We start from the raw sequence: 14,703 nt of genomic DNA, 5'->3' as shown, positions 1-14,703 counted from the left end.
AGTTTAAATCAGTCTTCTTATTACTTCCAGCAGATTGCTCTGGTCAAAACTGCTCTTTACTATGTATGCGCTTGCTCCGGCGTCTATGCCACGTTCACGGTCTTCTCGCGACTCCAGCGCAGTTACCAGTACCACAGGCAATTCGTTGATTTTTTTGTCAGCGCGAATCCCGGTAGTAAGTTCAAACCCATTCATCCGCGGCATATCCACATCAGAAACAACCAGTTCAAAATCGCCTGATCGCACTTGCGCGAATGCATCCGCACCGTCGACCGCAGTCGCAACATGATAACCCGCTGCTTCCAAGATGTTTTTGAGCAGTGTGCGTGAGGTAATAGAATCTTCTGCCACTAGGATTTTCCCGGTTTTAAGCGTGCTTTCTTCGGCAGCTTGCAGGACACTATCGGTTTCAGCTGTCACAACAGCATACTTCATCAAGTCCTGAATATTAACTACCGGTACAATCCTGCCGTTACCCAGCACAGCTGCGCCGGCTATATTATTGACACTGTTTAATTGCCTACCAAGGCTCTTAACAAGGATTTGATGTTCCTCCATTATTTCATCAACTATAAAAGCGATATACTTACCTTCTGATGAAACGATTATTATAGGAATATACTTAATTGTTGTAGCTTTTACGGATACACCAGTATTCTTTCGCGGTGAAATCTGCAATACATTCCCTAACCTGACTGCAGAAATAACCCGCCCAGCAGCCTGTATCGTCTCCCGGTTTTCAACGGTCTTTATTTCTTCCTTTTTCACCCTCATTACACGCTGGACGCTAACCGCAGGAAAAATAAACATCTGCTCGTTAACCTTTACAAGAACACCTTTGAATGTAGATAGTGATAACGGTAATAGGAAACGAAATGTCGTACCGGCGCCAGGTGTGGTTTCCAACGATACTGTTCCTCCGAGTTTATCAATTCTTTCGCGTACAATCGCCAAGCCCAAACCCCGCCCGGAGATATCCGTTATAATAGGACTTGTTGACACGCCTGACTGAAATATAAGCGACAATGTGTCTTGAAAACTCAGTTCCCGGGCTTTATTCTCTGTGATTACACCAGACTTTATTGCTGCTGCCCGGACTTGTTCCACATCAATTCCTTTGCCATCATCCGTGATAAGTATTTCCACCTGCCTGCCTTCCATGGGAGTAAAAACAATCGTTATTGTTCCTCTTGGCGGTTTGTCCGTTCGGACACGTGCGGTAGTCTTTTCTATGCCATGATCAATGCAATTGCGTATTATATGTATTAATGGATCTTTAAGTCCCTCCAATATACGCTTGTCAATTTCAATCTCCGTACCGCGAATAATCAGTTCTGCCTCTTTTCCTTGGTCATTTGCCAGGTCATGGACAAATTTCGGGAAAACTTCCAGAAGAGAGGCGACCGGAAGCATCAATACCTGTTTCATCGTTTCAAGCTGCTCGTCCACCATACGGCCAAACAGGCGTTGGTCCCGTTCAAAAGCCGCAATTACGGCAATAACCTGGTTCTGCATCCTATTCAGAAATATTTCTCGGTGTTCCTGTGATTCTACAGATTTCTCTTTCAATGAAATAAGGGTTTGTTTTATCTCCTGCAATTCATCTAATCGCTGGCTTAGAACCATTTTAATCTGGAGCATTTCTTCCGCCTGAACCAGCAGCGGATCCAGCTTGTTCACTGGTATTCTTACGGCATTTATTGTTGAAGGCGTTGTTGTTTCACTAATAGGAATATCATTTGAACTTCGGTCCGCAGTGATTTCTGATTTTGCTAAATTATCATTTACTGCCGTTCCCTTTGAAATACTTGCCAGCAGTTTTATTAGTTCTCTGTCCTGCAAATGGTACTGGCCTGGCCGCTGTGCTCCGGCAGAAGCAACAAGCTGGAAAATAGTATCTGCCACCTTATGGAATAGCCCGCACAATTCAGGTGAAAGCGTGATTTCCTGGCATTTCAGCGCGGAGAAAACACTTTCCAGCGGTTGGCATATAGACTCTATATCCTTCAAGTTCATTACCCGTGCCGCGCCTTTTAGTGTATGTACTTCCCGGAATACACTTTCAACCACTTTTTTGAGTGTTTCCGGCTGCAGATTTTTTCCAAGTTCAATAATACCCGCGGAAATAGCGCGGGCATGCTCTTCCGCTTCTATCTTAAAGGTTGCCTGCAGGCGTTTCTTGAATTCTAACTCTTTTTCATCCATCCTAAAACACCACCCCTATATTTTATACTGAGAAACCATTTGCTTTAATTTTTGTCCCAGTTCGTTGATATTTTTAGCCGCGGTTTCCGTCTGCTTGATACTTGTCGCATTTTCAGATGCTGATTGGTTTATACTCTCCATCGCTTTCCCAATCTGATCCATCCCGACGACTTGCTGATTGCTTGAAGCCACAATCTGCATTGCCGCTTGTACTGCTTCCTGCGTGGCATCGGTCAGCGCTTTAATTACTTCCCCGGCCTGCATCGCCTGCTTGACTCCCGATTCTACGGCTTTGCTTCCCTGTTCCGTTACCATCACCGCTACATTTGTCGATTTCTGCACATCGTTTAATATTCTTCGGACTTCTGTAGTCGCCTGTTTTGACTGCTCAGCCAGGCTTCTTATTTCCTGCGCAACAACGGCAAAACCCTTACCCTGTTCTCCGGCCCTTGCGGCTTCTATGCCCGCATTAACGGCAAGCAGGTTTGACTGGTCCGCTATGTCCGTAACTGATGCGATAATGCCTCCTATGGACTGGCTCTGTTCGCTCAATGAAACAATGGTTTTCGCGATGGATTCCATCTGAACCCGGATCCGGTTTATTTCCGCGGTTGTTTCTTCAACAGATTTCTGTCCTGTTTGTGAAACATTTGCAAGCTTCTGTGAGCTTTCTGATACGCCTTTTGCTTTCTGTGAAGAAAGCTGCGCCGCCTGCTTTACTTCTTCCACCGTAGTCGTAGTTTCATTGATTGCAACAACGTTTTCAGCAGCGCCTGTGGCGACCTGGGTTGTTGAAACAAGTATTTCACTGGAAGTGGTTGTAAGTAAATTCACGCCCTCTAGGATCTCCTTCATCTGGTTTCTAATCATTGCAACCATTTCACTGAAGGACTGTATCATTACACCGAATTCACTCCTGCTTGTTTTGTAAGCGGAAAAATCCATTGTCAAATCTTTTGAAGTAATCATATCCGTAACAAGCTTCAAAGGTTTTGTTATACTCATAGTCAGTAGCACAGCTATTAGAATACCCAGTACAAGGGTTACTGACCCTAACAAAATCATCACTAAAAACGAACTGGCATATTGCTTTTTCGCATTTTCAAAGTTGAGTGCGGTTACTTCCCTTTCAAGTCTTATCAGTTCGTCTAAATGATTGATCCATTGACGATTTATAAGTCGTAATTCCTTATTTTCTAAATCAATAGCTTCACTATATTTATCCGCTTGAACCATATTAATAAGGCTATTGTATAATCGTTTTGAATCATCTTGAACAACCTTTATTTGGGATACTATGTCAAATGCTTTTGTCTCTTCCTTTGTGATCGATTTTTCATATTTATCGAGACACTCATAGTAATGCTTCCACAGCCCATCAATAAGCTTAAGTTTTTCTTCTTGGTTTTTTTTGACTCTATCCAGCAGGACACCGCGTATGTTGATCGAATATTCTCTTATATCATCTATCATTTCATTGGCCAGAAATGTACTGACATTCTCAACTTCAACAATCCTTTCAATCCCGAAGAAAACCTTTTTTGTCGTAGTTAGCCCAAACAGGATTACTGCTATCATAAAGACAAAAATAACACCGAAACCCAGCCCCAGCCGTATACCTACTTTCATGTTTTCAAACATAACATATTCCTCCCTTTTATTTTTAAAATATTCACTCATTTTTCATGCTGATTGACAATAATTTTCGGGTCATTCAGTATTTTTTCCGTATCAAGAACAGCCATCAGTTCTTTTGTAACCCCTTTTAGGTAATCCGCCCCGATTCCCGAAACTGTGGGCGGAGATTCCTGAATATCTTCAAGCATAACCCTGTGGGTACCTGTTATGGCATCCGCCAATATGCCGAACTCCATAAGTTCGTTTCGAACAATGATTATTTTGTTGAGTTCACCCAGCCCTTTTGCCGGAATATTAAAAAACTTTTTTAAATCAATTACCGATAATATCTGCCCGCGCACGTTTGCCAGGCCCAGTACAAAGGAAGGAGTGCCAGGTAAAGGCGTGAAATCCTTGAGCGGATACACTTCCCGTATATACTTTGATTCCACTCCGTATGTTTCTGAAGCTAGGCGGAATTCGATAACGTCTAGAAATTGACGGTTGACACCCGTTTTTTCCGGTTCTTTTGCAAGCGCTCTCGCCCGGGTTTTGAGTATTGAACGTATTAATTCATCTTTGTCCTGGTTCATAGCGGTACTCCTGCCTGCATAGTGGCATTGACTATTTCCCTGAACCTGCCTGCTGTCAGTCCGTCTGATTCAGGTAGAATGTCATCTTGTTTTAATGCGTCCAAAAGAGAAAGAGCATTTCTAAAACATTTTTTTGTATTCTGAATATTTCCCTGCCTTAACATAAGATTGCCGAGCGTAAAATGGGCCAGAATCAGGTTCGGGTCAAGATACAGCGCCCGCTTAAGCGAAGCTATCGCTCCATCTTCGCTATTTTGCTCCTGCAGTATAGCTGCCCGAAGATAATGCAGTATTGGATTCAGTTTTTCTTTTATAATCGCTTTTTCACATAAACATAGCGCTTCCGAAAGCTTTCCCTCATTTGCAAGCGCCCGAACAGCAAGCGTAGCAGAAATGTTTGGGATTTCTTCCAGCGTTTTGACTGTCTGTGCATACTGTCCCTGCGCATAAAGACCTAACGCTTCCTTATATGTATCCTTTTGTAATTCGGTTTTGTCATCTTCCGGCAGGGTGGTGGAAGCAAATATCTCCGGTTGAGCAAACTCAATTTCAGGCAAATAATTATCTTCTAATTTCGGTTGAACAAAACCCCGTGTGTCTTTTTTATAAACAATTGCCCCCGGAAAGTTCACCGAGCTGAATTGCGGGAACTGAATCTGCGAAAGTTCGCATGCGCTTACCATAAAATATCCGCCGTCCACCAGCGATTTGTAAAGATTATGCGCTACTTGTCTACCGCGGTTTGGGACAAAATACATCAACACATTCCGACAGAATATTATATCCATTGCATTTGTATTATTCACAGGGGTAGGATAAATGTCTTCTGCCAGGTTCAGATAGGCAAAAACAACCATTTTCTTAATATCAGAATTAATCTCATACTTCCCATCTATATTGCAGCAGAAATATCTTTCCTTAAGCCATGCAGGTGCATTACGGAAGGACCACTCCCCGTATACTCCGGCGGCAGCTTTTCTCAGGATTCTTGGATTGATATCTGTGGCAAGAATTGTTATATTCCAGTCTTTTATTTCAGGTATAGCTTTGTGCAGCGCGATAGCAATCGAATATGGTTCTTCACCAGTCGAGCAGCCGGCGCTCCAGATTCTCAGGCGTTTTTCATCCTTTGTCTTTGAACGAATTATTTCCGGCAGAATCTTTTCTATCAAGGCATTAAAGACTTCTGGTTCACGCCAAAAATATGTTTCATTTACAGTAAGATGACTTGTCAGGATTTCCAGATGCTCCATGCTTACCGTAGATTTCATCAGCCACTGAATAAAAGCTTCGGTATCAGGAAAATCAAATTCTTTAGCCGCAGGCACAATATTGCGTTCAAGATCACCCCATCTTTCACGAGGGAAGTGTAAACCCATCCTGGATGCGACAAATTCGCTTAATTGCAACATTCTACTATCGGAAAACATATTCTTTATTGTGTCTTTTCTGAGAGCGCTGTCTCCAACGACTTCTCTTCTTCAAGTGAAAGAAACTGGTCCAGGTCACAGATTAGAAACAATCCCTGTTCCAGTTTTACCACGCCTTCAATATATCCGGCATACGGAAGGTCTTGTTTGGCAATTACCAACTCTCGTTCTTCAAGTTTATGGACACCGCTTACCGAATCAGCCACAAGAGCCACCAGCCGTTTGGCTGTCCTGGCAATTATAAGCTGGTCTTCAAGCCGTATTTCTCGTTCCGGCAGATGGAACCTGCGTCGTACATTTATCACAGGTATAACCTGCCCCTGCATATTTATCACGCCTATAACGATATCAGGCGCTTTCGGCAGAGGGGTGATTTCCACTATCCGGACTACCCTTTCTACAGAGGAAAGCGGCAGGGCGTACCGCGGCTCATCTAATGAAAATATAACGATATCCCGTAGTCCTTTTAAGCAAGTGTTCAAACGGAAATCCTCCGGCGTTCTTCTGGAGATACTCCTAAATTATTTAAACGCATAATAAACTCTTTATTATCAAACGGTTTTGATAAATAGGCGTCTGCTCCGTAGCTTGGGATTTTTTTCTTTGTTTCTTCTGAATGATGTTCTGTTATTGCCAAAATTTTTATATGTTTTGTCTGTGGGTCAAATTTTAATTTTCTGCATACTTCAAACCCGTCAATCCCGGGTAGTTTTAAATCAAGTATTACTATGTCCGGCTTAAAAGATACAACTTGCCTTCCGGCTTCAAATCCGTCCATCGCAGAACTCAAGATACAATCCGGACGGCTCTTTTTGATTAGCCGGGTTATTAAGTTAATCATACCTTTTTCATCGTCAACTATAAGAATCCGGCAACTCCATTCTTTAGCAAGTTCATCCGGAAGAGGAAACTTGTTTTTTTTAAGGAATTCTATCAGGTCATCTTGTTTCACTCTTCGGTGTCCGCCAAGCGTTTTATACGCGGGAAGTTGTCCCTGTTCTATCCAGTTAATAACGGTCGGCATAGTAACACCGCAGATTTTGCTTATATGATGCGTCGTGAACGCTGTCTTGCTCATAGCTTCTTCTAATCCTCCCATTAGTTGTTTTAGTTGTTTTAGTTGTTTTAGTTGTTTTAGTATAACATAATTACATATCCTTGTCAATAGGGCGTATCACACACAACAATTAAATCTACAAACGCGTATGTTTTGTTAAACGCAGTGTATCTGAGTTAAAACGCGTGTAACACAGGACAAGACATATAGTATAATTTAATTAACAAAAATATAGCGAAGGTGAACAAACGGGGAGAGTTTATGAAGGCCACTACTGTGAAACTGCTCAATTTAATCTTATCCTTAATAATCATCATGGCATCGGTTATTTTATGCCATCAAATTATTTCAACTTCAATTTCCAACCAAAAGAACAATAACGATTATGCTGAACTCAACCATATCAAATACGGCCTTTTAAGTGTTGAAGAATGGAAACGACAAATTTCCGTAATTATAGTCGAGAAGATCAATAATCTGGATTTATCAAGGACGAATGAGCAGGAACTCCGAAAACATATCGAAGTTATGTTGAATACCTTTATTGATCAAGTCGGCAAGAAAATCAGGGAAGGAAACTCAGGCTCAGTTGAGGGTTGGGTAAAACAAGCTTTTGTAAATATTTTTATCAGCCTGGAAGACATAAAAAAAGGTGTTCCTGAATATGCGGATACCATCATTCATGAGATTACGAAATTAAAAACAAAAGGCCAGATAAAAACCTTGCTGAACAAACAGCTTAAACATTATTTTGACCAAACCAATAGTACACAGGACACATCTCAACTAAGCCGCATCCTTCTTAATACTGATTCTAAAGATATCGAAAGCGCGAAGGCCAAGATTGATAAAGCAATTTCGATTAAACATAGCCTTATTTTTAAGTCGACTATTCTGTTGATCATTCTGTCGGTTATACTTTTTGCTTTACCTGGTTTTAGCAAGCAACCTTTGGCCACCTCACAGTACATACTCCTTGTTATGTCTCTTCTTATACTGCTGATAGCCGGCGTAACCACGCCCATGATTAATATAGAAGCAAAAATTTCACATATTAGGTTTGTGTTGACGGGGCATCCTATTCATTTTGAGAACCAAGTATTGTATTTCCAAAGCAAAAGTATTTTAGACATATTTTGGATCATGATTATGCAAAAGGGTATTCTGATGAAATTAGTCGGGGCCTTGATTATGACCTTCAGTATTTTTTTCCCCCTATTAAAAATAGCATCGTCACTGGTATATTATTACAATTATCACAACGCAAGGGAGAACCCGGTGATCAAGTTTTTTGTCTTAAAATCAGGAAAATGGTCTATGGCCGATGTCATGGTGGTTGCCATATTTATGGCATATATTGGATTTGACGGGATTATTACCAGCCAGCTCAGTGAATTAAGCTCTGCAGGCCAGGAACTTATGATCTTAACTACGAATGGCACTTCTCTTCAGCCGGGATATTATTTGTTTTTGACATACACTCTATTAGCATTATTTTTATCAGGATACCTAACCAGAACCCATCCTCAGGCGTAGGTGGTGCAAGAATCCATAGGTTACTCACTAAAAAGGTTTTGTCAATTCTCATCGCCTTTTAGAACGCATTCCTACGCTGCTTTAAAACAATCCTGTCGTGTTTATTTGATTTTATCGGGAACAAGTTCTGTCCTAAAAACAGCACGTAAGACGTGAATTCGAGATTCTCAGGAAGTGACCCATAGTTTGGCGCTGAATGAGCATATCTCATGGTTATTTCTATAGTTTTATGCCCCATAAGTTCTTTTACGGTATACAGGTCTACACCTGACATAACCAAATGACTGGCAAACGTATAACGGAGATCGTGAAATTTAAAATTATTTATTCCCGCTGCTGGGTTAAACTTTAATGCTAAACTAAGTCAAAACTGTAATGTTTCTTCAACGTTTTTTGTTTCCACAAAGAATAAACCACTGGGTAAACCAAAAGTTCAAGCGCAAAGCTTGTGAATACCCCGCCAATCATAGGCGCGGCGATACGTTTCATAACATCAGCACCTGTACCGGTAGACCACATTATGGGTAATAACCCTACAAATATTGCAGTAACTGTCATCATCTTCGGGCGAATTCTCCGTACCGCACCGTGGATCACCGCGTTTGTGAGATCGGCAGTGTTGTTCATTCTGTCATTTTTCACCGCGTCTTGATACGCCATGTCGAGGAATAACAGCATAAACACGCCGGTCTCTGCGTCCAACCCCATCAACGCTATCATCCCAACCCACACGGCAATCGAAATGTTGTATCCCAGTATAAATAGCAACCACACTGCGCCGATTAACGAAAATGGTACGGCTAATAACACAATCCCAGTTTTCACCCACGACTTAGTGTTCATGTAAAGAAGGAGGAAGATCAGAAACAGCGTTATTGGTACAACAACTTTTAACCGCTGATTTACCCGCACAATATTTTCGTATTGACCACTCCAGTTCAAGGAATATCCGGTCGGTAATTTTACTGTTGCGGCAACTTTTTTCTTTGCATCCTCGACGTATTTCCCAACATCGCGTCCTATGAGATCGACATAAACGTACCCAGCGAGTAAGCCGTTTTCGTTGCGTATCATCGCGGGCCCGGTAACCGTTTTTATATCCGCCACCTGCGCAAGTGGAACTTGGATACCGTCGGGTGTAGGTACGAGTACGCGTTGAAGCTGCGTTAAATTATCCCGTAGCTCACGCGGGTAACGGATATTGACAGAATACCGCGCACGACCTTCGATGGTGGTAGTAACATTTTCACCGCCAATAGCTGTCATTATAACGGTTTCTATATCGTCGATGGAAAGGTTGTACCGCGCCGCCTGTTCGCGGTTAATCACAAAATCGATGAAGTACCCGCCAGTAACGCGTTCCGCAAAAACGCTTCTCGTTCCTGGGACGGTTTTTATCGCGGATTCTATATCTGCGCCGATAGACTCGATTATGCTGCTATCGCTACCAAAAATTTTTATCCCCACAGGCGTGCGTACGCCGGTAGTAAGCATATCTATCCTCGCTTTAATCGGCATTGTCCACGCGTTGGTTACTCCGGGAAACTTCATTTTGCTATCCATCTCGTTCACGAGCTCATCCCAGGTAATATGTTCCGGCCAAAATGGTGTGAACACCTGCCGTACCGGGTTTGGTATCCACGTATACCAGCGTTTAAGTTTCCGCCACTTGTTCTCAGGTTTTAACACAACAGTGGTCTCCATCATAGAAAACGGCGCGGGGTCTGTTGAAGTATCTGCGCGGCCGGCTTTTCCGAACACGCGCTCGACTTCGGGGAAAGATTTAAGGATTTGATCCTGTGTTTGTAACAACTTACTCGCTTCAGTCACAGATATCCCGGGCAACGTCGTTGGCATGTAAAGTATCGCGCCTTCGTTCAACGGCGGCATAAACTCGGTACCCAACCGGATATATACCGGAATGGTGAGTATAACAAGAATAGCAGCAACGAGTACCACCATAATACGGTTTTTTAACGCCCACCGGCATACCGGCTCGTACACTTTTTGTAGCATTGCGCTTACGGGATGATGTTCTTCAGCATGATACTTTCCTACGATAAACGCATTAAAAATGTTTGAAAACCATACCGGTTTGAAGTTAACGGGGTCCACCCGGGTAAACATCAACCGTATTGCCGGGTCAAGCGTTATCGCAAGTATAGCAGCGATTGCCATTGCTAACGTTTTGCTTACTGCTAAAGGTTTGAACAACCGCCCTTCTTGGTCGAGTAGCGTGAAGACAGGAAGGAATGAAACCGCAATCACGAGCAACGAAAAAAAGACGGACGGTACCACTTCTTTCATCGCCTGTATTCTCACTTCGTGGAAGTCGCCCTTTCGCCCGTTATCGAGCCACTCCTGCATTCTTTTATACGCGTTTTCCACTTCAATAATCGCACCGTCAACGAGTATGCCGATTGAGATCGCAATACCGGACAAACTCATAATGTTTGTTGTAAGCTTTAATCCAAACAATGGTATAAACGTCAGGAATACGCTGATTGGTATAGTGATTATCGGCACTATTGCTGAAGGAAAGTGCCAGAGAAAAACAAGTATTACGATACTTACAATAATCATTTCTTCTACTAACTGATGCTTTAAGGTATCAATTGCGCGAAGGATAAGTTCTGACCGGTCGTAAGTACTAACAATCGTCACTCCCGGCGGTAAGGATGGCAGGAGCTCTTTTATCTTACTCTTTACCCGCGTGATAACGTTTAACGCGTTCTCACCGTGCCGCATAATAATGATTCCGCCGACGGTATCTCCTTGCCCGTCGAGATCAGCAATACCCCGGCGAATGTCCGGCCCGATTTGTACCGTTGCAACGTTGCGGATAGTCAACTGCGTACCGTCAACGGATTTCCCGAGCCCGATTCCTTCGATATCTTCCATCGTTTTTGCATACCCGCGCCCGCGGATCATGTACTCCGTCCCTGCGAGCTCGATCATCCGTCCACCGACATCATTATTGTTTTTACGTACCGCATCGATAACGTCGAATATTGAAACATTGTATCCCGTAAGTAATGATGGGTTCACGACTATTTGGTACTGTTTTTGGTATCCTCCGACAGCAGCGACTTCCGCAACGCCGGGGACAGACTGGAGTTGGTATTTAAGAAACCAATCCTGCAGGCTTCTAAGTTCTGAGGGTGACGATTTCCCGGACTTATCCACTAACGCATATTGGTATACCCACCCAACGCCGGTAGCGTCGGGTCCGAGTTCAGTCGTTACCCCGGAAGGCAACCGCGGCAGGGTTTTACTCAAATACTCAAGCACGCGCGAACGCGCCCAATAGATGTCGGTACCGTCCTGAAATATTACGTAAACATAGGAAAATCCGAAATCGGAAAATCCCCGTACGGCTTTAACCTTCGGCATGCCCAGCAAGCTTGAGACTATAGGGTAGGTCACCTGGTCCTCAACGATATCTGGGCTGCGGTCCCAACGCGAATACACGATTACCTGTGTATCAGAAAGGTCCGGTATTGCGTCTAATGGTATGTTCCTGATAGCATATACCGCAAAAGCCATCATTACTAATGTCAAAAGTATTACAAGAAATTTATTCTTTGCTGAAAACTCAACAATTTTTTCTAGCATACAAACCCGCCTTATTGCGCAGCGTTAATCGCGGAGTTAAGTTTAGACTCGGAATCCAACAAAAAATTTGCGGAGGCAACCACTTCGTCTCCGGAGTTGATACCCGATATTATTTCGTAATACCCATCCGCATTATTCCCGGTGATAACCTCTTTCGGTGCGTATTTTCCGCTGGAAAGTTTGATAAACACAATTTTGCGTCTCCCGGAATCGACAACACAATCTTCGGGCACCGCAAGTTTTGTCCCAAGGTCGACGTAAATATCCGCGTTGACAAACATCTCGGGTTTAAGCGCGTCGGTGGTATCATTAACTTCTGCGCGTACGCGCAGCGTCCGTGTTTTATCGTCAAGATAACGGTCTACCGACTTGATTGTACCGTCAAACTTTTCCCCGGGTAATGCCACGGCTTCTACTGCCACCCGCTGCCCTTCCTTAACCTTTCCCGCATCGTACTCGTATATTTGGAGGTATACCCACACATTTGTGTTTTCATTGTGCGTCATTTCGGATGACATAATAAGGTTTGTCGGGTAAGGTGTATCTTTTTTTATGTTATCCACCTGCGCGTCGGATAACCCCATGTGTTTAAGTTTTAACTTTCCAGACTCTATCATTGACTCCATAGACTTGATTGTATCCCCGCCGACAGTCGTTTTCTTGAGGTTATCATAATCCTTCAACGAATTTTGGTATTCAATAATAGCGTTATAAAGTTCGGTATCATGCGCAACCTTGCCCGTCGCACGTAAGGTTAACGCTATCCTCCGGTATTTTGCGGGTACGGTTTTAAGGTTTACCATTCGTTCCTGTTCCGGTGTTAACGTTACCACAGATTGGCCCGATACTTCCGACGTGTTTGACGTACCGGTACTTGGTTCCATTGGCACTAAAGTCATCCCGCAGATCGGGCAACTGCCGAGTTTGTCGGATATATAACTAGGATGCATAGGGCAGTGATACTTTACAGCGGACCCGTCCTTCGCGTGGTTATTATTGTGAGAGAAACGTTGTATGACATACACCGCGCTAAAAACAGCTACCACCGCTATTATTACTCCAATAATAATTATTTTAACATTTTTGTTCATTCTTCATCTCCTTGTAAGGTTTGGATATCGGTACCAGTATAATACTCAATTTTTGCGAATACCATCTGCAGTTCGTGGAGGTACGTGTAATACTCAACGACATTATCGAGAAACCGTTGTTGGCTATCGAGAAGGTCATAATACATATTTTTCCCGGAAATATATCCCGTCTCCGTGAGGGATAACGCCTGGCGGTCATTTGGGATAACAGTATTCGTGTATGTTTCAGTGACGAACTTCAACGCCGTGTATCGCGCCCATAACATTTTAATTTCGCGTTCCATCGCATTTCTTTCCCCCGCGAGCTCAACCGCAGATACCGCAATATTTTCCTTTGCCGCTTTAACGCTTGCGGATTGTTTATTCCACAAAAACGGTATCCCGGTTTGTATCATCGCCGCAGTGCCGTACATCGCGGACTGTTTTACCCCGAGCATAAGGTCGGGTATCCATTCCGCGCGGGCAAGATCGTACGTGTACGACGCGCGGAGAAGGTCGTACGTCTTAACTTTATACTGCGGGAACGTGTTAAACGCAGTATAGAGTATCAAAGAAAGATCCGTAGTAATAGTATCCCCCGGTTCTGTTGCAGGTGTGCCAACTGGTGTTTCTGCCATACGCGCGAGGTGTAAGTTTAATTCTAACTGCGATGACGCAACCTCCTGTTGTGCAAGGTCAAACATACTTTGTACCTGCGCTAATGCGCTTACCGACTTCAGGACGTCAAACTTTTGCACTTTTCCCGAACTATACTGTACCTCCGCGATATCTTTGTACCTCTGTGCGAGGCCGCGTTGTTCGTTTAGCACGCCCATTTTTTTGTAGGCAAGCCAGTAGGACCAATAAAACTCTTTTGTTTTCAGTATTACCTCGCGTTTAACATTCTCGAACTCGTTTTTGGCCATTGCAGTGTCAATTCCCGCAATACTTTTTCGGTAATAATATTTCTTGGTTAACGGCACTCCCTGGGACAAACTCACGCCAAAATCTTTATCGCTCAACTCCATGTTTATTGACGGGATATCCCACACCGCAGCGCCTTGTTCTTCTGTGACACGCGCGTCCACACGTTTTTTCGTGGATTGTACTTCATAATTAGAGTTTATCGCGTTATCTATTAAATCAGTAAGCATTGTGGATGTTGACGCGTATACGGTACTACCAGTCAAGAAAACGGGAACCAGTAGTGCTGTCGAAAACAAATATTTTCTAATGATATTATTCATAAACACCTTCCTAGACTATCACTTCTTGCGAACATAATACTTGTACTCTTTATCAGTAAAGTCAGTCGACAGAAGCTCGTTCTCTTTAGCGTTATACTACGAGGGAATATCCTGTTTTGCCCCGGGATCGTCAGCGATAAATTCTAGAACCTCGCCCAAGTTAGGTTTCTCAACCTCCTGCTTTGTTTTTATAATTGGTAACGGGCATATACTGCTCCCATATAAGATTATAGCAGAAATTGGTAGAATAAAGCCTCTGGAAAATGGAGGCAAAAAAGTATGGGGTATCGTAAATGGGACAGCGAAACGAAGTTTCTCATAGTGTTAGAAGGG

At 43.3% G+C, this 14,703-nt stretch carries 12 protein-coding genes; 1 reads left to right on the top strand and 11 read right to left on the bottom strand.

Features of this window, described 5'->3' with window-relative positions; genetic code table 11:
* Positions 1-3: 3 nt before the first annotated feature.
* Genes WC955_05360 through WC955_05335 form a run of 6 tightly spaced genes read right to left on the bottom strand, consistent with a single transcriptional unit; the run spans position 4 to position 6,923 of the window.
* Positions 4-2,205 carry a response regulator gene (locus tag WC955_05360; protein MFA5858475.1) on the bottom strand — a complete coding sequence of 734 codons (2,202 nt, stop codon included), beginning with the start codon at positions 2,203-2,205 and terminating at the stop codon, positions 4-6.
* A 15-nt stretch (positions 2,206-2,220) separates the two neighbouring features.
* A complete protein-coding gene (locus WC955_05355; GenBank protein ID MFA5858474.1) occupies positions 2,221-3,846 on the bottom strand; it encodes a methyl-accepting chemotaxis protein in 1,626 nt (541 codons plus the stop codon).
* Positions 3,847-3,881: 35 nt separating this feature from the next.
* Entirely contained in the window at positions 3,882-4,415 is a 534-nt protein-coding gene (locus WC955_05350; protein MFA5858473.1) for a chemotaxis protein CheW, read from the bottom strand.
* Positions 4,412-5,845 carry a CheR family methyltransferase gene (locus WC955_05345; GenBank protein ID MFA5858472.1) on the bottom strand — a complete coding sequence of 478 codons (1,434 nt, stop codon included), beginning with the start codon at positions 5,843-5,845 and terminating at the stop codon, positions 4,412-4,414. Before WC955_05345 ends, WC955_05350 begins: the two co-directional genes overlap by 4 nt.
* Before the next feature lie 5 nt (positions 5,846-5,850).
* Complete coding sequence (locus WC955_05340) at positions 5,851-6,327, bottom strand: chemotaxis protein CheW (GenBank protein MFA5858471.1); 477 nt, start codon at positions 6,325-6,327, stop codon at positions 5,851-5,853.
* Entirely contained in the window at positions 6,324-6,923 is a 600-nt protein-coding gene (locus WC955_05335) for a response regulator (protein MFA5858470.1), read from the bottom strand. Before WC955_05335 ends, WC955_05340 begins: the two co-directional genes overlap by 4 nt.
* A 240-nt stretch (positions 6,924-7,163) precedes the next feature.
* On the opposite strand from WC955_05335, the gene WC955_05330 reads away from it, so the two are divergent.
* On the top strand, positions 7,164-8,438 hold the full coding sequence (locus WC955_05330; protein MFA5858469.1) for a paraquat-inducible protein A: 1,275 nt from the start codon (positions 7,164-7,166) through the stop codon (positions 8,436-8,438).
* A gap of 58 nt (positions 8,439-8,496) precedes the next feature.
* On the opposite strand, the gene WC955_05325 is transcribed toward WC955_05330, so the two are convergent.
* The 5 genes from WC955_05325 to WC955_05305 all read right to left on the bottom strand — a co-directional run bounded on the left by WC955_05325 (position 8,497) and on the right by WC955_05305 (position 14,643).
* On the bottom strand, positions 8,497-8,766 hold the full coding sequence (locus tag WC955_05325; GenBank protein ID MFA5858468.1) for a tyrosine-type recombinase/integrase: 270 nt from the start codon (positions 8,764-8,766) through the stop codon (positions 8,497-8,499).
* Between the two features lie 26 nt (positions 8,767-8,792).
* Positions 8,793-12,053, bottom strand: coding sequence for a CusA/CzcA family heavy metal efflux RND transporter (locus tag WC955_05320; GenBank protein MFA5858467.1), 3,261 nt, complete (start codon positions 12,051-12,053; stop codon positions 8,793-8,795).
* A gap of 11 nt (positions 12,054-12,064) precedes the next feature.
* On the bottom strand, positions 12,065-13,144 hold the full coding sequence (locus WC955_05315) for an efflux RND transporter periplasmic adaptor subunit (GenBank protein MFA5858466.1): 1,080 nt from the start codon (positions 13,142-13,144) through the stop codon (positions 12,065-12,067).
* A complete protein-coding gene (locus WC955_05310) occupies positions 13,141-14,370 on the bottom strand; it encodes a TolC family protein (GenBank protein MFA5858465.1) in 1,230 nt (409 codons plus the stop codon). Before WC955_05310 ends, WC955_05315 begins: the two co-directional genes overlap by 4 nt.
* 96 nt (positions 14,371-14,466) lie before the next feature.
* Positions 14,467-14,643, bottom strand: a complete 177-nt coding sequence (locus tag WC955_05305) for a sulfurtransferase TusA family protein (protein ID MFA5858464.1) — start codon at positions 14,641-14,643, stop codon at positions 14,467-14,469.
* Positions 14,644-14,703: the final 60 nt, after the last annotated feature.

It is taken from the genome of Elusimicrobiota bacterium, assembly GCA_041658405.1.
GTDB lineage: Bacteria > Elusimicrobiota > UBA5214 > JBBAAG01 > JBBAAG01 > JBBAAG01.
The sequence above is the reverse complement of the archived record's forward strand: the minus strand, read 5'-3'. Positions and strand labels throughout refer to the sequence as shown.

Bases quoted from the DNA above. Each gene is read 5' to 3' on its own strand.
- WC955_05330 (MFA5858469.1), top strand. From the start codon at position 7,164: ATGAAGGCCACTACTGTGAAACTGCTCAATTTAATCTTATCCTTAATA.
- WC955_05345 (MFA5858472.1), bottom strand. From the start codon at position 5,845: ATGTTTTCCGATAGTAGAATGTTGCAATTAAGCGAATTTGTCGCATCC.
- WC955_05360 (MFA5858475.1), bottom strand. From the start codon at position 2,205: ATGGATGAAAAAGAGTTAGAATTCAAGAAACGCCTGCAGGCAACCTTT.
- WC955_05350 (MFA5858473.1), bottom strand. From the start codon at position 4,415: ATGAACCAGGACAAAGATGAATTAATACGTTCAATACTCAAAACCCGG.
- WC955_05315 (MFA5858466.1), bottom strand. From the start codon at position 13,144: ATGAACAAAAATGTTAAAATAATTATTATTGGAGTAATAATAGCGGTG.
- WC955_05355 (MFA5858474.1), bottom strand. From the start codon at position 3,846: ATGTTTGAAAACATGAAAGTAGGTATACGGCTGGGGCTGGGTTTCGGT.
- WC955_05320 (MFA5858467.1), bottom strand. From the start codon at position 12,053: ATGCTAGAAAAAATTGTTGAGTTTTCAGCAAAGAATAAATTTCTTGTA.
- WC955_05310 (MFA5858465.1), bottom strand. From the start codon at position 14,370: ATGAATAATATCATTAGAAAATATTTGTTTTCGACAGCACTACTGGTT.
- WC955_05335 (MFA5858470.1), bottom strand. From the start codon at position 6,923: ATGAGCAAGACAGCGTTCACGACGCATCATATAAGCAAAATCTGCGGT.